This window comes from Kitasatospora albolonga, from assembly GCA_002082585.1.
Lineage (GTDB): Bacteria > Actinomycetota > Actinomycetes > Streptomycetales > Streptomycetaceae > Streptomyces > Streptomyces stephensoniae.
This window is the reverse complement of the sequence record CP020563.1, coordinates 2802949-2821267: the sequence shown is the minus strand read 5'-3', so window position 1 is coordinate 2821267 and position 18319 is coordinate 2802949. Positions and strand designations below refer to the sequence as shown.

The 18319-nt window shown below is 70.1% G+C and carries 14 protein-coding genes; 5 read left to right on the top strand and 9 right to left on the bottom strand.

The window, feature by feature from the left end:
* Positions 1 to 129 precede the first annotated feature (129 nt).
* Positions 130 to 1287 (top strand): acyl-CoA dehydrogenase, encoded by a 1158-nt coding sequence (locus B7C62_12115; GenBank protein ARF72928.1) that lies wholly within the window; start codon positions 130 to 132, stop codon positions 1285 to 1287.
* A gap of 66 nt (positions 1288 to 1353) precedes the next feature.
* On the opposite strand, the gene B7C62_12110 is transcribed toward B7C62_12115, so the two are convergent.
* The 5 genes from B7C62_12110 to B7C62_12090 all read right to left on the bottom strand — a co-directional run bounded on the left by B7C62_12110 (position 1354) and on the right by B7C62_12090 (position 8142).
* Positions 1354 to 1833, bottom strand: a complete 480-nt coding sequence (locus tag B7C62_12110) for a hypothetical protein (protein ARF72927.1) — start codon at positions 1831 to 1833, stop codon at positions 1354 to 1356.
* Between the two features lies 1 nt (position 1834).
* Entirely contained in the window at positions 1835 to 5776 is a 3942-nt protein-coding gene (locus B7C62_12105; GenBank protein ARF72926.1) for a hypothetical protein, read from the bottom strand.
* A gap of 107 nt (positions 5777 to 5883) precedes the next feature.
* Complete coding sequence (locus B7C62_12100) at positions 5884 to 6408, bottom strand: hypothetical protein (protein ID ARF72925.1); 525 nt, start codon at positions 6406 to 6408, stop codon at positions 5884 to 5886.
* Complete coding sequence (locus B7C62_12095) at positions 6405 to 7349, bottom strand: hypothetical protein (GenBank protein ID ARF72924.1); 945 nt, start codon at positions 7347 to 7349, stop codon at positions 6405 to 6407. Before B7C62_12095 ends, B7C62_12100 begins: the two co-directional genes overlap by 4 nt.
* A gap of 220 nt (positions 7350 to 7569) precedes the next feature.
* Positions 7570 to 8142, bottom strand: coding sequence for a deaminase (locus B7C62_12090; protein ID ARF72923.1), 573 nt, complete (start codon positions 8140 to 8142; stop codon positions 7570 to 7572).
* A 186-nt stretch (positions 8143 to 8328) separates the two neighbouring features.
* Between B7C62_12090 and B7C62_12085 the strand changes: the two genes are divergently transcribed.
* Positions 8329 to 8799 (top strand): hypothetical protein, encoded by a 471-nt coding sequence (locus B7C62_12085; protein ID ARF72922.1) that lies wholly within the window; start codon positions 8329 to 8331, stop codon positions 8797 to 8799.
* 217 nt (positions 8800 to 9016) lie between these two features.
* Here the strand turns inward: B7C62_12085 and B7C62_12080 are convergent, their stop codons facing one another.
* Positions 9017 to 10084 (bottom strand): hypothetical protein, encoded by a 1068-nt coding sequence (locus B7C62_12080; GenBank protein ARF72921.1) that lies wholly within the window; start codon positions 10082 to 10084, stop codon positions 9017 to 9019.
* A 434-nt stretch (positions 10085 to 10518) separates the two neighbouring features.
* Between B7C62_12080 and B7C62_12075 the strand changes: the two genes are divergently transcribed.
* Positions 10519 to 11565, top strand: coding sequence for a hypothetical protein (locus tag B7C62_12075; protein ARF72920.1), 1047 nt, complete (start codon positions 10519 to 10521; stop codon positions 11563 to 11565).
* Between the two features lie 95 nt (positions 11566 to 11660).
* Here the strand turns inward: B7C62_12075 and B7C62_12070 are convergent, their stop codons facing one another.
* Positions 11661 to 12950, bottom strand: coding sequence for a transcriptional regulator (locus B7C62_12070; GenBank protein ID ARF72919.1), 1290 nt, complete (start codon positions 12948 to 12950; stop codon positions 11661 to 11663).
* A gap of 117 nt (positions 12951 to 13067) precedes the next feature.
* Between B7C62_12070 and B7C62_12065 the strand changes: the two genes are divergently transcribed.
* The gene (locus tag B7C62_12065) at positions 13068 to 13616 is read left to right on the top strand and encodes an acyl-CoA thioesterase (protein ARF72918.1); all 549 of its coding nucleotides are present in this window, start codon (positions 13068 to 13070) and stop codon (positions 13614 to 13616) included.
* Between the two features lie 51 nt (positions 13617 to 13667).
* On the opposite strand, the gene B7C62_12060 is transcribed toward B7C62_12065, so the two are convergent.
* A complete protein-coding gene (locus B7C62_12060; GenBank protein ARF72917.1) occupies positions 13668 to 15053 on the bottom strand; it encodes a LytR family transcriptional regulator in 1386 nt (461 codons plus the stop codon).
* Between the two features lie 316 nt (positions 15054 to 15369).
* Between B7C62_12060 and B7C62_12055 the strand changes: the two genes are divergently transcribed.
* Positions 15370 to 16395: a glycosyl transferase family 2 gene (locus B7C62_12055; GenBank protein ID ARF72916.1), complete on the top strand. Its 1026-nt coding sequence runs from the start codon at positions 15370 to 15372 to the stop codon at positions 16393 to 16395.
* 157 nt (positions 16396 to 16552) lie between these two features.
* Here B7C62_12055 and B7C62_12050 read toward each other — a convergent pair whose 3' ends face one another.
* Positions 16553 to 18316: a transcriptional regulator gene (locus B7C62_12050; GenBank protein ID ARF77118.1), complete on the bottom strand. Its 1764-nt coding sequence runs from the start codon at positions 18314 to 18316 to the stop codon at positions 16553 to 16555.
* Positions 18317 to 18319 lie beyond the last annotated feature (3 nt).

Here is an 18319-nt window from a genome sequence, read left to right as displayed (position 1 = left end):
AAGGTGCTCCCTATCCGTTCTGCCCGACCCCTGTCGTCAAGCTCACGTGGCACTCACATATGCCGCTCCGGTCCTTCCGCACTAAAATTGAGTTACTTAACGGTAGTTAGCATCTGGGGAGTGAGCGTCTTGGCGGGTTCGACCGATTTCGACCTGTACCGTCCGGCCGAGGAGCACGACATGCTCCGGGAGACCATCCGTTCGCTCGCCGAGACGAAGATCGCCCCCTTCGCCGCCGCGGTCGACGAGGAGAGCCGCTTCCCGCAGGAGGCGCTGGACGCCCTGGTCGCCTCGGACCTGCACGCCGTCCACGTCCCGGAGGAGTACGGCGGCGCCGGCGCCGACGCGCTCGCCACGGTCATCGTGATCGAGGAGGTGGCCCGCGCCTGCGCCTCCTCCTCCCTGATCCCGGCCGTCAACAAGCTCGGCTCGCTCCCGGTGATCCTCTCCGGCTCCGAGGAGCTGAAGCGCAAGTACCTGGGCCCGCTGGCCAAGGGCGACGCGATGTTCTCGTACGCCCTCTCCGAGCCGGACGCGGGTTCGGATGCGGCGGGCATGAAGACGAAGGCCGAGCGCGACGGGGACTTCTGGGTCCTCAACGGCGTGAAGCGCTGGATCACCAACGCGGGCGTCTCCGAGTACTACACGGTCATGGCCGTCACCGACCCGACCAAGCGTTCCAAGGGCATCTCGGCCTTCGTCGTGGAGAAGTCCGACGAGGGCGTCTCCTTCGGCGCCCCGGAGAAGAAGCTCGGCATCAAGGGCTCCCCGACCCGCGAGGTCTACCTCGACAACGTCCGTATCCCCGCCGACCGCATGATCGGCGAGGAGGGCACGGGCTTCGCCACGGCGATGAAGACCCTGGACCACACCCGCATCACGATCGCGGCCCAGGCCCTCGGCATCGCCCAGGGCGCGCTGGACTACGCCAAGGGGTACGTCCAGGAGCGCAAGCAGTTCGGCAAGCCGATCGCGGACTTCCAGGGCATCCAGTTCATGCTCGCGGACATGGCGATGAAGCTGGAGGCGGCCCGCCAGCTCACCTACTCGGCCGCCGCCAAGTCCGAGCGCGTCGACGGCGACCTCACCTTCTTCGGCGCCGCGGCCAAGTGCTTCGCCTCCGACGTGGCCATGGAGGTCACCACGGACGCGGTCCAGCTCCTCGGCGGCTACGGCTACACGCGGGACTACCCGGTGGAGCGCATGATGCGCGACGCCAAGATCACCCAGATCTACGAGGGCACGAACCAGGTCCAGCGGATCGTGATGGCGCGCAACCTGCCGTAGCGCTCTTCCTCTTTTGCTCCTGTCCTGCCACTGCGGCCCCCGGCATCGCGCCGGGGGCCGCAGTGGTTATCCGATCTGCTCGGCTCTTTCCGTGCACGAAACGTCGGCACCGTGCGCGGTGATCCGAGGGCTCCCCCCTCCGGCGTCGAAGTCGATCGTGAAGCAGCGGCGGGTCATGACCTCGGCCGGGCCGAGCCGGGGAGCGGAACGCCGGTACATCTGGGAGAAGGCCGCGACCACGCGGGTCCCGCTGTCCGTGGAGGCCGCGGACAGCAGCTGTCCGTACTGCTTGCCGACGGCCGCGTCCATGGCCTTCTGCAGGTCGGACCGGGCGATGGGGGGAGTGAGCCTTCGGGCGGTGACGTCGTCCGCGAACCGTCGTGCCTTCTCGCGGGTCGACTCGAAGGCTTCCTGTTTCCGGTCGGCTTCCCCGGAGCCGCCGACGACGAAGAAGGCGACGAGAACCCCCAGCAGGGCGAGGAGGACCGCCCCGAGGGCCTTGGCCCAGGGAGCGGTCCGTCCTGGCTGTCCGGTCGGCATCTCCACCTCAGAGCTTGTTCACCGCGCGGCGGAACGTCTCCGCGTAGGCGGAGGTTCCCACGGTGTTGGGGTGGTAGCTCTCGCGGCTGATGCACCAGGACGTGCTGTCCCAGCAGGTGAAGTCACCGTTGCCCCGAGGGGCTTGCACGATCCTGTTGATGCCCTCGTTCGTGTCACAGGCGCGCTTTCCCTCGAAATCGCCGTCGGGCGATTCGAAGGAGACCGGGAGTTTCTGTGCCCTGAGCTTCTCGACCAGCTGGGTCTGTTTGGCCGTCATGTAGTCGGCCAGGGCGTTGACCCTGAGCATCCCCGCTCCGCCGATTCCGCTGACGCAGGTGAGCGCCGTGGCGTTGAACAGCCGGGGGTAGCCGAGCAGGACGATCTTGGCGTTCGGGGCCTCGCCGCGAATCTCCAGCAGCACCCGTTCCACGTCGGGCATCGTGCTGTCGATGTCGTTCTTGACGGAGTCCTCGGCCGGGCACCCGAAGGTGGCGCAATCCTGCATGACCTTGGGGAAGCCGGCGTCGTTGCCGCCGATGGTGAGCGCTACGAGCGTGGTGTCCGCGCTCAGCACGCCGGAGTCGATCTGGGTCTTCTGGCGGAAGTTGCCGTCCCAGCCCCAGCGGACGTTTCCTTGGTTGTCCACGGGGTCGCCGCTGGTGAGCTGCCACGTCCTGGCGCCGGAGCAGGAGACGTTCTGGACGTCCAGGGCGGCCGAGTAGCTGTCGGTCAGTCCACCGACGGTCGAGGAGAAGCCGGGGAGCGTGACCTTGCGCGCCCAGGAGTTCCCGCTCTGCCTGCACGCGTTCCACCGGGAGGTGTCGTAGTCCTTGTCGCCCTCGGGCGAGTAGGCCCCGGCCCCCTCCCCGGAGGTGTACGAGTCACCCAGGATCGCCACGACCTGCCGGGGTTTGGCGCCGATGGGCTGGAAGGCGACCGCGTCCCAGACGACGTTGTCGTCGCCTGTCCCGTCGTTGGCCTGGCTGGTCAGCCGCACCCGTGGTGTGCCGCTGACCTTGTAGACCCCGAGGGTCACCCAGGTGTTGGCGCCGTGCTTCTGGGCGATGTGGCGGTGGCGGGTGAAGGAGCCGTTGCCGGTGTCGATCTCGTAGCGGGCCTGCTGGGTATGGGCACCGTGGTCCGGAACGTGGACCATGATGCGAACCCATTCGTCCAGGGAACGTCCGAGCTTCCAGGTGCCGGTCGTGGCGAGCCGGACACCGTTCGTCGTGGCGGCGGAGCGGGTGTGGGTGAACCAGAAGTGGTCTCCGTAGCCCGCGCCGATCTGATGCAGGTCCATCTTGCCGGGGTAGGTGTTGTTCCAGCTGTTGAAGGAGAAGGAGAAGGTTCCGGCGGAGGCGGTCGGCCCGCAGGTGTGCCCTGGCTGCCCGGCCGGTGTGGTGCCGTTGGGCGTGTCGTCGACGACGAGCGTGCCGGTGGGAAGACCTGCCGAGCAGCGGGGCGGGTAGGAGGAGTTCTCGTTGGGCTGCTCGGGGTAGTCGGTGTTGTTGAAGCGGTGGACCGGATAGCCGCACTGACCCGCTCCGCACGACTTCCACGTCACCGCCTCGTGCCACCAGCACTTCAGATAGAGCGGGTCACTGGAGCTGGGGTCACCCGGCAGAGTGCACGGGCCTCTGCCGGTCTGGTTCGAGGAGCCCTCGCTGATCTTGGAGTTGTCGCAGTCGTTGGACTCGGTGCAGAACAGGGCGATCGGCGGCTTGGCGCGGGTGCGGTCCTGGGTGCTGTTCCACCATGCCTCGCGGTAACCGGGCCGCATGTCACCGGGTTTGAACATCGCCGAGATCGGCCTGGCGGCCCAGCCGATGACCTTCTCCTGGTAGGGCCAGTCCTGGGGGTGTGCGGCGTGGCTGTAGTCGTCGGCACCGCTGGCGTTCTCCAGGAAGGGGGTCCTGTTCTCCTTCCAGAGAGGGTTGGCCGGGTTGTTCGTCCAGCCGACACCCCACTTGCCGCTGTGGCTGCCTGCGGCGGCCTTGGGGTAGTAGCCGGAGTTGTAGGCCCACACGGCGAAGAACCAGTTCTCGATGTGCTTCGGCTTGCCGTCGTTGACGATCAGACCGTCGTTGCGGGTCTCGTTCCACTTGGCGGCGAGGATGTCGGCGCCGTACGCGATATTGGCCGTGTAGTCGAGTGCCGCGGCTTCCTTCTGGGCCGTGGTCAGCGAGGTGTCGGATTTACGCATGCCGTCGGTGACCTGGGTGATGCCGTAACCGCAGTCCGCCTTGGCCCAGTTGATGCTCCAGGGGTCGTTCTGGGTGCCGTCGGAGGAGTACGAGACCCCGTAGTAGTTGCCGATCAGGGAGTTCCCCGTCAGACCGGGCACCACGCTGCGCGTCGCCTGCCACATATTCGATTCCTGCGCGGTGATGCCGAGCATGATCTGTGAGGGGATGTGCCACTCGTCCGCACGGTCGGTGACTCCGTTGGGATCACCGGCCAGCACCCGGAGGGGGAACCGGGTCTGGGGCGTGTAGGCGCTCATGCCCGTGCCGTTCCAGTTGGCGGGCCGGTTGACCCACATGTACAGGCCGTCGATGACTGCCTGGTTGACCGCCCATTCCACCTGCCGGGGCGTCGGTTGCAGAGCCTGCTTGGTGAGGCTGCCGCGCGGTACGGAACAGGTGCGCTCGTCCTCGACGGGATCGGTCGGCGACGCGGCGGCCACGCCGCGCTGGGACGCCTTGCCCCCCGCGGTGCCCCCGGGGAGAGCGGGCGAGGGTGCCGAGCCCTGTCCGAGCCGTGCTGCGGAGACTGCGGTGGCCCCCGGCTCCACGCTCAGACGCGCGGTACGCCCGGTGGCGAGGGTCTGGATGTGCGCGTCGACCGGGCGGGCGGCGGACTCCACCTGCGACGGTTTCGCGTCGTCCTGCCAGCGGGAGACGACCAGGGCCTGCCCGTGGGTGGAGGCACGGGCGTCCTTGTCGACCCCCGGGTTGCGCACGGCGTCCGGCAGGGCGTGCGCCGTCGTGGTCTCACCGGTGATGAACACGGTCCCGTCGGCCGACGCGGTGACATCGATGTCCGCCAGCCGCCCCTCGGCCAGTGTCGACACCTTCGTGCCCAGCACACGCTTGACCTTGCTGCGGTCCTGGCCCGTCCGGTCCAGGAAGACGATGCCCCCGTCGCGGTCGGTGCGCAGCTGGAACGGTACGCCCGAGGTGGCGGCCAGCTCGGTGCGCTTGCCGTGCCGGTCGATGCCGACGACACGGTAGCCGTCGGCGGCGGCGATACCGCCCTGGTGGGGGAGGGCCGATGTGACCTGGCCGTCGAGGGTCAGGGGCTTGGACGCCGTGCCGTTCCGCGCGTCGATCGTGGTCAGCCGCGTGGCCCGCCGGTCGTCCGAGTCGTCGGTGAACTGGGAGACCACGGCCGTCTCCCCGCGCCCGCAACCGGGTGAGAAGTAGGAGAGCGAGGACCGCACCGGCAGCTTGGTCACCTTGCCGGTGCCCAGATCGATGACGGCGGTGAACGCGCCCTTGGCCATCAGCTCCGGTCTGTTGGTGAAGGTGCGGGGAGCGTAGACGGCGACGGCCCGCTCGCCGGAGGCGGTGACACAGGCGTTGCCGATCCAGGCATCCGCTTCCATGCCCGGTTCTGACAGGGACGCGGCGGTCTTCCACGCGTAGCCGCTGCTCTTGTCGGCAGTCAGCAGATGGAAGCCCGCGGCGTCGGAGCTGGTGGCCCATGCCCGGTCGGCCGAGCTCTGCCACTCCTTGCCGAGCAGCCGCGTCCGCTGCTCAGGGGAGACCACGGTGACGTCGGCGGAAGCGCTGTCACGCGCTTCCGGTCGCGGGGGAGAGGGCTTCGGTTCGGGGGCGGCGACGGCGACGGACTGGATGAGTCCGGTGAGGACGGCTGTGGCCGTCAGGGTTGCGGCCAGGGCGCGAGCCCGATGGCCGGTTCTATGAGCCTTCACGTGGTACGCCAATCTCTGCGGTCTGATCCGTTGGGCCGGATGCGCCCCCGCCCGTACGGCGGGGGCCCGGCGGGCGCCGGGGCCGCGGGTGGGGGCGCGTCCGGCCAGAAGTGCAGGGCTCAGTAGCGATCGTGCGAGGCGTTCTCGTTCTTCAGCGTCGTGGTCAGGTTGTCCGACGGCCAGTAGTCGCCGCAGGTGGGCGAGAAGACCTGGCTCGGCCCGCTGTAGACGGAGTAGTAGTAGACGCGGTACTTCGCCGAGCACTCACCGTTCGACGCCGACGCGGCGTTGTTCTTGACGCCCTGTCCGTCACCCTCGTTGGTGCGGACACAGGTGGCCCCGGTGCCGGATATCTGGCCCGCCCGGAAGACGTAGCGCACGAGGACGGCCCCGTTTGGGGAGTACCCGTAGTAGTCGGGGATGTCCTTGTTCGCGACGAAGCACGGGCTGTCGGAGTACCAGGTCTGGGCGCCCCTGCTGTTGTAGTGGATGGCGAAGCAGTATTTGTTCCCCGCCGATGTGCACGCGTCGGACTCGTAGGAGATGGGCGTGGCCGCCGATGCGGGCGACGCGGCGAACAGCAGCGTGCTCAGGAAGGCGAGGACGGGGACGAAGGTGGCGGCTGCCGCGCGCTTGATGCTCATCCCTGGGCCGCCTTCTCGTATGCCTGCCGGGCCTTGGCGATGGTGCTGTCCTTGAGGTTCTTCTCGTTCGTCAGCGCCGAAGCGCTCGCCTTGATCGCCTTCTCCTGGAGGCCGCTCTCCTGTGTGCTCCAGATGTCGATCAGCCTGGTGCTCTTCTTGCACTCGACATCGGCGACGGCCTGGGCGATCTCCTCGTCGCTCGCGGTGGGGGACGACACCTGGATGCCGAACGCGCCGAGGTCCTCGATGGGGTGGTTCCGGTCGAAGCCCTTGCCCTTCATGCAGAGCGACCACTTGTCGACCGCCGCGACGACGCGCGCGTCCTTCCGCGACTGCTCGAATACGGTGAGGGCGAGCTCCTGGGCCTCGGGGGTCCGGGGGGTCGGGAACTTCCGCTGCGCCTCGCCGCGACAACCTCCTTGCGGCAGTGCCTTTCCTCGGTGGGTGCCGTTCTCCACCTCGGGCCCGGAGCCCGTGAAGAGCGTGCTCTCCAGCCCCGGTTCGGGCTCCCAGTGCGCGGGCTCGGGAAGGTCGTCCGGCAGGTGGTACCCGTACTTCCGGGCCTGCTCGACATCCGAGAGCCCGTAACGTCGCCCCATCGCCAGATTCACTTGTGCAATTGCGGAGACTTCGGACGTGGGCGGGGGGCCGAAGTCCTCGATCCCGTACCGCGCCATGCAGGAGCGCCACTGCTCCTGTACGGCGACCTGCCAGACGTAGGTGTCCACCGGCCCCGTCTCGTACTCCGCCAGGGACAGTGTCAGCCCTCGGGCCAGTCCGCCGGTGGGTGCCGTCGGAAGCTCGGACAGCGGGCTGCGCCCGGATGCCGGGCTGTTCTCCGTGATGACCTGCGGGGGCTCCCCCGCGTGCTGCGTGCCGCATCCGGCGAGCAGTGCTCCCAGTGCGACGGCGCCGACTGCGCGTCTTGCCGATCTCAACATCCCGGAAACGCCTTTCCCTGTTGTCGAGGTGCCCCGCGGCCGGCCGATGAGGCTGAGGTTGCGGGAGCGAACGGAGTGGAAGGCGTTCACGATAGGGATCGAGGGGTCCGGCCGTACAGGTCGGATTCAGGCACGAGCACCCTAGGGTTCGAGCCACCGGTGACGTGTTGTGCGGAAAGGCGCAGAGGGCCGTGAAACGCCCGGCCCCGGGGGCGATTTGTCAGCGTACGACGTCGAACACGTTCTTCTGGATGCCGTTCGCGTACGCCTCGTACTCGACCAGCTTCAGCTTCTGGACGTCCTTGTCCGTCGAGCTGAACAGCCGCTTGCCCGCGCCCAGCAGCAGCGGGAAGACGAGCAGGTGGTACCGGTCGATCAGCCCGGCGTCCGACAGGCTCCGGTTCAGGGCGGCGCTGCCGTGGATGATGATCGGGCCGCCGTCGGTCTCCTTCAGCGCGGCCACCTCGTCGGCCGAGCGCAGGATCGTGGTGTCGCCCCAGCCGGAGACCAGGCCGTCCTCCTGGAGCGTGGTGGAGACGACGTACTTCGGCATCACCTTGTACCGGGCGAACTCCGCCATCCCCGGCCACACCGCGCTGAACGCCTCGTAGCTGGTCCGGCCCAGCATCAGCGCGGCCGCCTCCTCCTGCTCCCGGCCCTTGATCTCGTACGCCTCCGGCAGGAACTCCACGTCCTTGAAGGTCCACCCCGTGTTCCGGTAACCGGGCTCGCCGCCCGGGGCCTCCATCACGCCGTCGAGCGAGACGAAGGCGGTGCTGATCAGTGTGCGCATCAGGGGCTCCTGGGGTGTCTTGTACGGGGTGTCCCGTACGGGTGCGTCGTACGGGTACGCCGTACGGGCATCAACTCTTACGCACGTACTGACCGCGCACCCCGCCGAAACTCATCGGTCCGGCCGGGCCCATCCGTCCGGCTCCCTCCGCCTCCGTCCGGACCACGGCCGGTACCCTCCCACCCCATGACCGAACTCGACAGGCTCACCGCCCTCTTCCGCGCCCTGGGAGCGGACGGCGACGCGGCGGACTGGGCCGAATCCGAGGCTGAGGAGGGGCTCCCGCAGCTCGCCCGCTACCGGTTCCTGCGGACGGTGTGGCAGGACGTCGACGCCTGGACCACGGAGGCGCCCCGCTGGGTGGCCGCCTACCGCACCGACGGCGTCGCCGCCGGAGCCGTCGACCGCGCCCTCGCCGCCGGGCTCACCCCCGAGGACCTCGGCGAGCTGGCCCGCGAGGTGGCCCGGGAGACCGCGTTCGGGGTGCTGCACGCCCTGGCCGACCCGGCGGACGGCTCCCTGCCCGCCGAGGTGGAGGACCAGCTCCCGGGCTGGCGGCTGGCGGAGCTGGACTCGGCAGGTGAACCGACGGGCCGTCATCTCGACGTTCTCCATGAGGACTTCGCGGATCTGGAGCCGAAGGGGATCGTGCCGTGACCCCCCTTCCGGCGCCGCCGGAAGGGGGGAACCGGCGGCAGTCAGACGTAACGCGGGAGGCCGTCCGTCGAGATCGTCCACTCGGCGATCGTGACGTCCTCGCCGTACAGGAAGCTCTTCAGATGAGGGCGTCACGCCGTGCGTCGTCCGGGGCGATCGTCATCGTGCCCACTCCTCGTCGTCGGTGCCCAGGGGCAGGAGAGCCGTCCTCTTCACGCTAGGCCGCCGCTGCCGGCAGCTCGTTCCGGCAGCCCCGGCAGTGGCCCGGTTCCGTGGCGCGGAACGCGTGGTCGCAGCGGTCGCAGTTCTGGAGCGGGATGACGAGGACACGGCGGGTCGGGGCCAGCTCCTGGGTGCCGGGCAGCGGCGGTGGCAGGAGCGCGGTGAGACGGTGCCTGACGATCTTCGCCGGGTACTTGGGCGGCTGCGGGAGCTCGGTCGTCAGGGCGTGGCGGATGGCGTCGGGGTGCGCGTCACGCTCCAGCCAGGCCGCCACACCGGGGACCAGCTCCTCGACGTCCTTCTCGGAGAGCACCAGCTCCTTCGCGTGACGCCGCAGGTCGGCGAGGATCGCGGAGGCGGTCTGCCACAGCTCCGGGGTGAGCTCGCGGGGCTGGGGGAGCGGCCGACGCGGCGGCTTGGGCGCGGTGCGCGGTGGTACGCGGACCGGGGGACGCGATTCCTGAGGTACGGGGACGGGTTCGGGAGCGGGCGGGGGTACGGGAGGGACTGCGGGTGCGGGCACCGCAGGCGCCGCCACCGGCGTTGGGACGTGCTCCGCCATCGGCGTTGGCACGGGAGCCGTCGCCGCCACCGCCCCCGCCACCGCTGGTACGGGCTCCGCCACGGGCACGGGCGCCACCACAGGCGCCACCCCGGGCCCCACAGGCATCGGCGCCGCCGCCCCCACCTGCAGCGCCGCCCCCGGCTGGTTGCAGAACACCGTACGGGTGACCATCCGGCCGTTCGTCAGCCGTGCGCGGGTCCGGTGCAGGTAGCCGTGGGCCTCCAGCTCGCGCAGGGCGGCGGCGATCCTCGTCTCGCCCTCGGGGAAGCGGGCCGTCAGCGCCTTGATGCCGACCTTGGTACCGGCGGGCAGCGACTGGATGTGGACGCCCAGACCGATCGCGGTGAGCGACAGCTCGGTGTGCTGGGCCAGGTGGTTGCCGACGACCGTGAAGCGGTCGGTGTGCCGGACGGCGAGGTGGATGACGCCGGAGGCGGGGAGAGGCCCGGGAAGGTCTGCCAGGGCGTGGGTGAGGGCGATATCGTGCTGGGTATCCATGGGGAAGGTGTTGCTTCCTTTGTGGTCAGGCCCTCGTTCGGGATTGCCGTCCCGGCGGGGGCCGTCTCATGTCTGGTGTGTCGGTCAGCGTGAGCATATGCCTGCCAACCCATCCGAAATCCAGCTCAGTTGGCCAATCTCACCCATGTGGGTGACCGGTCCTTCCGTGGCTGACCACCGGGGTTGCTCCCGCAGCTGACCACCGGGATCGGGTGGGGTGGGGTGGGGTTATTTCTCTTGTTTCTTTAGGTAGTTGACTTCATGGCGCACCGGGTCCCGGTCGGCCACGACCCGGTACGCCCGCACCGGATCGTGGCGCGCCACCGACCCGGCGCGAGCAGCGATTTCGGGGCCGTATACGCCAACTCCGCCCGGCGGAAGCCCTTTATGGCGGAAATCCTGACACCGGCAGCCCCCTTGGGCACACTAAGTGCATGGACGATCACGCGGGGAAGTCGCCCCACCACCTCACGATCAACGTCACGCGCCGCGACGACCCGGTCTCCGAGGTCACCGAGGCGGACGCGTTCGCCTCGGTACGCAAGTATCCGAACATCGTGGTCCGGGGGCCGCTGTTCGGGATCGCCGAGCAGCGGCGCGGGGACCGGCCGCGCTGGCGGATGCTGGGCGAACCCGACACCGGATTCCCGCAGATGGCCCGGGACGAGCTGAACTCGCACCTCTGGTTCAAGGCGAAGGACGAGGCCGAGGACCGGGCCGAGCGGCGGTCGCTGCTGGACGCCGTGGCCCGGCTGGAGACCGAACCGGTCAATGAGGTGCGGGCGGCCGGAGTGCGCTACCGCATCGTGCGGGCCGACGAGTTCGCCCGGATCGGCGACGGGCGCCTGGAGCCGCCCCGGGCCACCGACCCGGACGAGGACAGCTGGGACCCGGCCACGCCGGACCCCTCCCGTACCGAGGGCTTCGTGATCGACCACGCGGCGGCCGTCGGGCTGACCGAGGGCATCGACCGGGTCGGGCTGCTGCAGCTCTCCTACACCGCCGACCGCTTCCCCGCCGACGTACGGGCCGACTCCCAGCGGGCGTTGACCACCCACCCGGGGGTCGTGCTCCTCCCGCCGACGTTCCGGGTGGTGGAGCGGAAGGAGCTGTCCTGGACGATGGTGACCGGGCAGCACTCCACCCCGCAGGGCGCCCGGCGCGCGCTCGTCCAGCACCTCACCATGCGCATGCCGGAGCTCCCGGACCTGCCGGACATGCCCGAGCTGCCCGAGTGGATGAAGGTGGACGAGAAGGAGGCCGCCGTCAACGAGCGGGCCGCGAAGAAGTTCACCGCGCGCCGCAGGCCCAATGAACTCATCGTGCGGGGCCGCCGGTACGACGTCGTGCGCGTCGAGCGCGTGATGCGGATCGGGCCCGACGGACCGGAGAAGCCGCGCCCGTCCGATGTGGACGAGTACGGACCCTCCCAGATCCGCCCCTCCATGGACGAGGACGGGAACGTCACTTACGGGTCGTAGGCGGCAAGGGGCTTTCGGCAGGCGGCAGGCGGCAGTTGGCGGGACGCGCGGCGCACAGGGTGTGCGCCGCGCCTCAACTACCGGTGAGCGTGAGCTCAGTTGCCGGTGACCGTGACCTTCTCGTCGTTCTTCAGCTGCTCCATGAGCTGCTTCACCTTCGCCTTGTCCCAGACCAGGTTGCCGCCGTTGCTGCCCGCGAGCGGGATGTTCATCGACGTGCCGTCGCCGCCCGTGACGCCCTTCATCGCGAAGAACATCTGGCTCAGCGACCAGAGCGACATGTCCTTGTCCACGATCAGGGTGTCCAGCCCCGCGCCCAGCGTCGGGTAGAGCCGGAACGGGTTGAGGACCGTGGACGGGGTCGCCGCCTGGCTCGCCAGGGCCGCGAGGAACTTCTGCTGGTTCTTCGTACGGTCCAGGTCGCTGCCCTTGAAGGCGTACCGGGTGCGGACGAAGGCCAGGGACTGCTCGCCGTTCAGCGTCTGCTTCCCGGCCTGGAAGTCGGCGCCGGACTTCTTGTCCTTGAACGCCTTCGGGATGTCCATCTCGACCCCGCCGAGCGCGTCCACGATGTTCGCGAAGCCGCCGAAGCCGATCTCGACGTAGTGGTCGATGCGCAGCCCGGTGTTGAACTCGACCGTGCGCACGAGGAGTTCGGGGCCGTCCTCGGCGTACGCGGCGTTCAGCTTCACCTGGCGGCCGGTGCCCGGGAACAGCTTGCCGGACTGGGACCCCTTGAAGGAGGGGATCTCCACCTGGGAGTCGCGGGGGAGGGAGATCAGCGTCGGGCCGTTGGAGCCCCGGTGCAGGATCATCATCGAGTCGGTGCGCTTGCCCTCGGCGGACCCGGTGCGCAGCCGCTTCTTGTCCTCGGCCGACATGCCCTCCCGGCTGTCGGAGCCGACGATCAGATAGTTCGTGCCCTCGCCCTCGCTCGGGCGCTCGATGACCTTGGAGAGGTCGACCTCGCGCTTCAGCTTGGAGTCGGCCCAGAAGTACGTGGAGACGGAGACCACGAGGAACACGGTGACCAGGGTCAGCGCGCCCAGCTTGATCCGGCGGCGCCAGTCCGGTGCCGGGCGGCCCTGGACGTACCCCGCGTCCCCGCCCGCGCGGCCGCCGCCCCGGCCCCGGCCGCCGCCCGCGCCGCCACCGTAGACCTGGCCGGTGTTGTAACCGCTGTCGTACCCGGGAGAGCCGTGGGGGTCGCTCGGGTAGCGGTCGTCGTACCCCTGGCTCTGCGGGGGCACGTGCGGCCTCTGCGGCGGAGCCGGGCGGCGCTGGATGTGGGGCATCGCCCGGGCGCTCTCGGGCTGGGGGCTGGCGCTGCCCCGGCCGTAGCGCTCGCTGCGGTCGCCGGTCCGTCGATCGGGCCAATCGTTCATCCGAACAGTGTGCCGCCTCGACCCACGGCTATTACAGGGTGTAAGGGAAATCGCACCAGGGCTGTTGCGAAGCTGATGCATTCTGCGGGATCGGGGTCCGCGCATAAGGTGGACTGTATGACAGATCAGGCCACCCGCTCGGAGGATGAGATTCCGGGCAAGCCCACCGCCGCGTCCCGGACCACCCTCAGCCACATCATGACCGGCAGCGACACCAACCTCCTGGGGACGGTGCACGGTGGCGTGATCATGAAACTGGTCGACGACGCGGCGGGCGCCGTGGCCGGACGGCACTCCGGCGGGCCCGCCGTGACCGCGTCGATGGACGAGATGGTGTTCCTGGAGCCGGTCAGGGTCGGCGACCTCGTCCACGTACGCGCCCAGGTGAACTGGACGGGCCGCTCCTCCATGGAGGTCGGCGTCCGCGTGATGGCCGAGCGCTGGAACGAGTCGACCCCCGCCCAGCAGGTCGGCAGCGCCTATCTCGTCTTCGCCGCCGTCGACGGGGACGGCAAGCCGCGCCCCGTACCGCCGGTGATCCCCGAGACCGAGCGCGACCGCCGCCGCTACCAGGAGGCGCAGATCCGGCGCACCCACCGGCTCGCGCGCCGCCGGGCGATCAAGGAGCTGCGGGAGAAGCGCGCCGCCGACGGCATCGACGACTGAGGTTCTGCGGACGACCGGGACCCTGCGGACGGCCAAGCCCCGGGAAAGGCCCTACGGGCAGACCACCTCGTCGCCCGTCACCGTGGAGAACTCGCCCTCCTGCTTGGTCTCCGCCCGCACCGGCCGCACCTTCGTGAAGTCCGAGCCGGCCGTCACCTCCATCACCGCGCCCTGCCCCTTCACCGCCTTCAGCTCGCTCCCCGGCAACGCCATGGCCAGCGACTTCGCCGAGCGGTCCCAGCGCGGGTCGTACGTCACGAGCGTCCGCTCCAGGTCCCGCAGCTTCCCGTTGAGCGGGGCGTCCGTCGTGTTGAAGCCGGTGGCGCGCAGGGCCGCGTCCACGTCCTTGCCGAGGCCGTCCTTCGGGGTGCCGTTGTAGACCTGCACCCGGATCTCCTCCGGCGCCACGTCCACCAGGGTCGCCTTCGGCTGCTTCGGCGCCCCGGCCGCGGGCTTCGGCTTCGCGGGGGCCAGCGGCCTGTCCTCGCGCAGCGCCTGGAACAGCTTCTTCGCCTTCGCCGCGTCCCACTGGACCGTGGAGCCGATGCCCTTCACCGGGAAGCTCGGATTCCCGATCGGTACGGAGGCGAACTCCGACGACGCCGGGCTGAAGTCCTTCATCGCCCGGCCGAGCGCCAGCATCTCCTCCGTACCGAACCCCTCGTCGGCCCGGACCGACCCCAGCACCGACGCCGAGACCTGCTGGAACTTCACCGGGTTCAGCAGCACCCCGCTGCCGGTCGCCTGCTTGATCAGCGCCGCCATGAACTTCTGCTGGCGCTGCATCCGCCCCAGGTCCGACCCGACGTCGACATGGCGGGAGCGTACGTACTGGAGCGCCTGCCCGCCGTCGAGCTGATGGGTGCCCGCGGGCAGGTCCAGCCCCGTGTACGCGTCCTTCATCGGCCGGGCCGTACAGATCTGCACCCCGCCCACCGCGTCGACCGTCTTCATGAAGCTGGTGAAGTCGACCTCCAGATAGTGGTCGATCTTGACGCCGGTCATGTGCTCGACCGTCCGCACGGTCAGCGTCGGCCCGCCCTCCGCGTAGGCGGCGTTCAGCTTCACCGGGTGGCTGTTGTGCTTCTGGCCGGTGGTGCGGTCGGTGTGGGCGGGGATCTCGGCGTAGCTGTCCCGGGGGAGGCTGACGACGCTCGCCCGCTGCTTGTCGGCCGAGAGGTGCACCAGCATGATCGTGTCGGTGCAGTGGCAGGGCGCGCCGCCCAGCCGGTACTTCTGCTTCTCCTCCTTGGTGATGGTGTCCCGGCCGTCGGTCCCCACGAGCAGCAGATTCGTGCCGTGCCCGGACTGCGGGCGGTTCTTCATGTCCTTGAACGGGTCGACCCGGCCGATCCCGCCCTCCAGGTTGCTCACCACGGCGTGACCGATGCCGCCCGCGCCCAGCACCAGCACGGAGAGCCCGGTGGCCACCCGCATACCCCAGCGCGGTCGCTCGTCCTGCTTACGGGAGCGGGCCGCCCGCGCGCCCTGCGGGGGGCGGCGCGGGGGAGCGGTGCGGTGGCGGGGCGGGTGCTGCGGGGGACGGGGGGCGGGCACGAGGGGGGACACCTCCGCGGTGCAAGGGGACCATCGCACGGTAGGCCCATAGGATCTCCGCCCCGGCCCGCCACCGGGCGGCGCGCGCACCGGTGTCCCCCATTCGCGGTAACGTTGCGGCCGAATAACGCCGCCTCCTGGGGTGCGGAACCCCCGGCGCCCGCGAGGACCACCCGTAGGACCACCCGAGGACCACATGTCTGCCGCGCAGTACCCCGCCGTCTCCGTGATCATGCCGGTGCTCAACGAGGAGCGTCATCTCAGGAACTCGGTCCGGCACATCCTGGAGCAGGAGTACGCCGGTGAGATGGAGGTCGTGATCGCGCTCGGCCCCTCCACCGACCGCACGGACGAGATCGCGGCCGAGCTGGTCGCCGAGGACCCCCGGGTCCACACGGTCCCCAACCCCACCGGCCGCACCCCCGCCGCCCTCAACGCGGCGATCAAGGCATCCCGCCACCCGGTCGTCGTCCGGGTCGACGGCCACGGCATGCTCTCGCCGAACTACATCGCGACCGCCGTCCGCCTCCTGGAGGAGACCGGCGCGCAGAACGTCGGCGGCATCATGCACGCCGAGGGCGAGAACGCCTGGGAGGAGGCCGTCGCCGCCGCGATGACCTCGAAGATCGGCGTCGGCAACGCGGCCTTCCACACGGGCGGCCAGGCGGGGCCCGCCGAGACCGTCTACCTGGGCGTCTTCCGGCGTGAGGCGCTGGAGAAGGCCGAGGGGTACAACGTCGAGTTCATCCGCGCCCAGGACTGGGAGCTGAACTTCCGCATCCGCGAGGCGGGCGGGCTGATCTGGTTCTCGCCCGAGCTGAAGGTCCAGTACCGCCCGCGCCCCTCGGTGAAGGCGCTCGCCAAGCAGTACAAGGACTACGGGCGCTGGCGCCATGTCGTCGCCCGCTACCACTCCGGCTCGATCAACCTGCGCTACCTCGCCCCGCCGACCGCCGTCGTCGCCATCGCGGCGGGCCTGGTGGCCGGCGCGGCCGTCACCCCGTGGGCGCTGCTCGTCCCGGGCGGGTACCTGGCCGCGATCGTCGCCGGGTCGGTGCCCGCGGGCAAGGGGCTCTCGCTGAAGGCCCGCGCGCAGATCCCGGTGGCGCTGGCGACCATGCACATGTGCTGGGGCTTCGGCTTCCTCACCAGCCCGCGCTCCCTGGCGAAGCGGGTCATCGCGAGCCGCCGCCCGGCGCTGGCGGGCAGCGAGACGGTCTGAGCCGACCCCGGTTCCGTACGGCGACCCCTGGTTCCGTACGTACGCATGGCGAAGGGCCCCACCGCTGACGACCGGTGGGGCCCTTCGTCGTACGTACGGAACCGTTCCCGTACGGAACCGTTCCCGTCCGTCCCCGTACGCACAGTCCGTTACGGGGTCACCAGGTGTACGCCGGGTTGACCTTCATGCACCCCTTCTCCTCGCCGTTGAGCGCCCCCGCCGACTCCGGGGTCTTCTCCTTGCGCCGGGAGACGGGGTAGGGCCCGTCCTCGCGCCAGTCCGCGCCCACGGCGAGCGAGATGCCCGAGACATCGGTCGACTTCTTCACCTGCGACAGCGGGATGCCGAGCGCCTTGGCGACCGCCTGGGCGTCGCCCTCCAGATCCGCGCTCGGGAACAGGATGGCGGTGCGCGCCGACCCGGCCACGTTCCCGGGGTCGACGGTGGTCCGCACGAAGCCCGCCTCCTTCAGCAGGTCCGCCACACCGCCCGCGCGGCCCGGGGCCGGGGCGAGCGCGTCGGTGGCGGTCCCGTTCCGTACGGCCACGGAGATCTCGCCGACCGGGGCGGACGGGTCCTTCGGCTCCTCCGGCTTCCGCTTGGACGCCTTGCCGTCCAGCGGCACGTCCTCGCGGACCATCCGGAACAGCTGCTCCGCGTCACCCGCCTTGGGGTAGACCCGGCCCCGGTTGACTCCGGTGCCGTACACGTTCGGCATGGTCGACATCGTGATGCGCTTCGTCGGGACCTTCTTGAACTCCTCCGCCAGGTCGTAGAGCTTCTTGACCGTGTCGAGGCCCTTGTCGACCGTCAGGGCCTTGGTCGCGGCCTCGGCGAGGTTCATCAGCTTCGCCGGGTCGGTGAGCTTGGTGCCCTCGCGCAGCTGACGCACCATCGAGTTCATGTACTGGTGCTGGGCCTTGGCCCGCGCGAGGTCGCTGCCGTCCTCGAAGCCGTACCGGGTACGCAGCCACTGGAGGGCCTGCTCGCCCTTGACGTACGTGGTGCCCTTCTCCAGCCTCAGCCCGGAGCCGCCCCGGCCGTCGGCACCCCGGGAGTAGATGTTGGCGTCCACACAGACGGGGACGCCGCCGATCGCGTCGGCCATCGAGACCACACCGGCGAAGTCGATCATCATGAAGTGGTCGATCCGGATACCGGTCAGCTCGTACCAGGCGGCCACGGTGCAGCCCGGACCGCCCCGGCCCAGGCTCTGGTTGGTCTGCATGTCCACGGTGCTGGCCGGGAAGACCTCGCCGTTCGGGGCGGTGCACTTGGGCATCTTCAGCATGGTGTCGCGCGGCATGGTGACCACGGAGAGGTTGGAGCGGTCCGCGGAGAGGTGGAGCAGCATCTGCACATCGGCCAACGGGGGTGCGCCGAAGGTCTCCTTGGCCCCGCCCAGCTTCTGGTTCGCCTCGGAGTCCCGGGCGTCGGAGCCGATGAGCAGGATGTTGAGCGGGGTCTGCCCGGCGGCGTTGGCCTTGTGGTCGGCCATCCGCTTGTCGCCGAGGGTCAGATCCTCTTTCTTGATGTTGCCGTTGAGGTGCTCGTAGTAGAGGTAGCCGGCCCCGGCGGCGCCGAGTATGAGCAGGGCGAGTACGGAGGAGGCCCAGCGCAGCACGCGCCGTCTGCCGCTCTTGGGGGCACGGCGGCTGTTCCGGCCGGCCGTCCCGGTCCGGCTGCCGGGGCCCCGCGCCCCGGACCGCCGCCGCCCCGGGCCGTCGGCGGCCGTCGCGCGGTCGCCCGTACCGCCGCTTCCGCCGCTGCCGTCGCCGCCGTCACCTGCATCGCTTCCGCGGCGGGTGCGGTCCGCGCCTTCCCGGTCCCCGTCCCCGTACGGGCTCTCGCCCCGGCCGTCCCGGTCCGCGTGGCGGACACGTGACCGTGTCCCCTCCCCGGGCATGCTGCTCCGTCCCACCGG

What these genes read in the sequence shown, in the direction of transcription:
- B7C62_12060 (ARF72917.1), bottom strand. Translation starts at nt 15,053, where the DNA reads ATGCGGGTGGCCACCGGGCTCTCCGTGCTGGTGCTGGGCGCGGGCGGC.
- B7C62_12065 (ARF72918.1), top strand. Translation starts at nt 13,068, where the DNA reads ATGACAGATCAGGCCACCCGCTCGGAGGATGAGATTCCGGGCAAGCCC.
- B7C62_12085 (ARF72922.1), top strand. Translation starts at nt 8,329, where the DNA reads ATGACCGAACTCGACAGGCTCACCGCCCTCTTCCGCGCCCTGGGAGCG.
- B7C62_12095 (ARF72924.1), bottom strand. Translation starts at nt 7,349, where the DNA reads ATGTTGAGATCGGCAAGACGCGCAGTCGGCGCCGTCGCACTGGGAGCA.
- B7C62_12055 (ARF72916.1), top strand. Translation starts at nt 15,370, where the DNA reads ATGTCTGCCGCGCAGTACCCCGCCGTCTCCGTGATCATGCCGGTGCTC.
- B7C62_12100 (ARF72925.1), bottom strand. Translation starts at nt 6,408, where the DNA reads ATGAGCATCAAGCGCGCGGCAGCCGCCACCTTCGTCCCCGTCCTCGCC.
- B7C62_12070 (ARF72919.1), bottom strand. Translation starts at nt 12,950, where the DNA reads ATGAACGATTGGCCCGATCGACGGACCGGCGACCGCAGCGAGCGCTAC.
- B7C62_12090 (ARF72923.1), bottom strand. Translation starts at nt 8,142, where the DNA reads ATGCGCACACTGATCAGCACCGCCTTCGTCTCGCTCGACGGCGTGATG.
- B7C62_12080 (ARF72921.1), bottom strand. Translation starts at nt 10,084, where the DNA reads ATGGATACCCAGCACGATATCGCCCTCACCCACGCCCTGGCAGACCTT.
- B7C62_12075 (ARF72920.1), top strand. Translation starts at nt 10,519, where the DNA reads ATGGACGATCACGCGGGGAAGTCGCCCCACCACCTCACGATCAACGTC.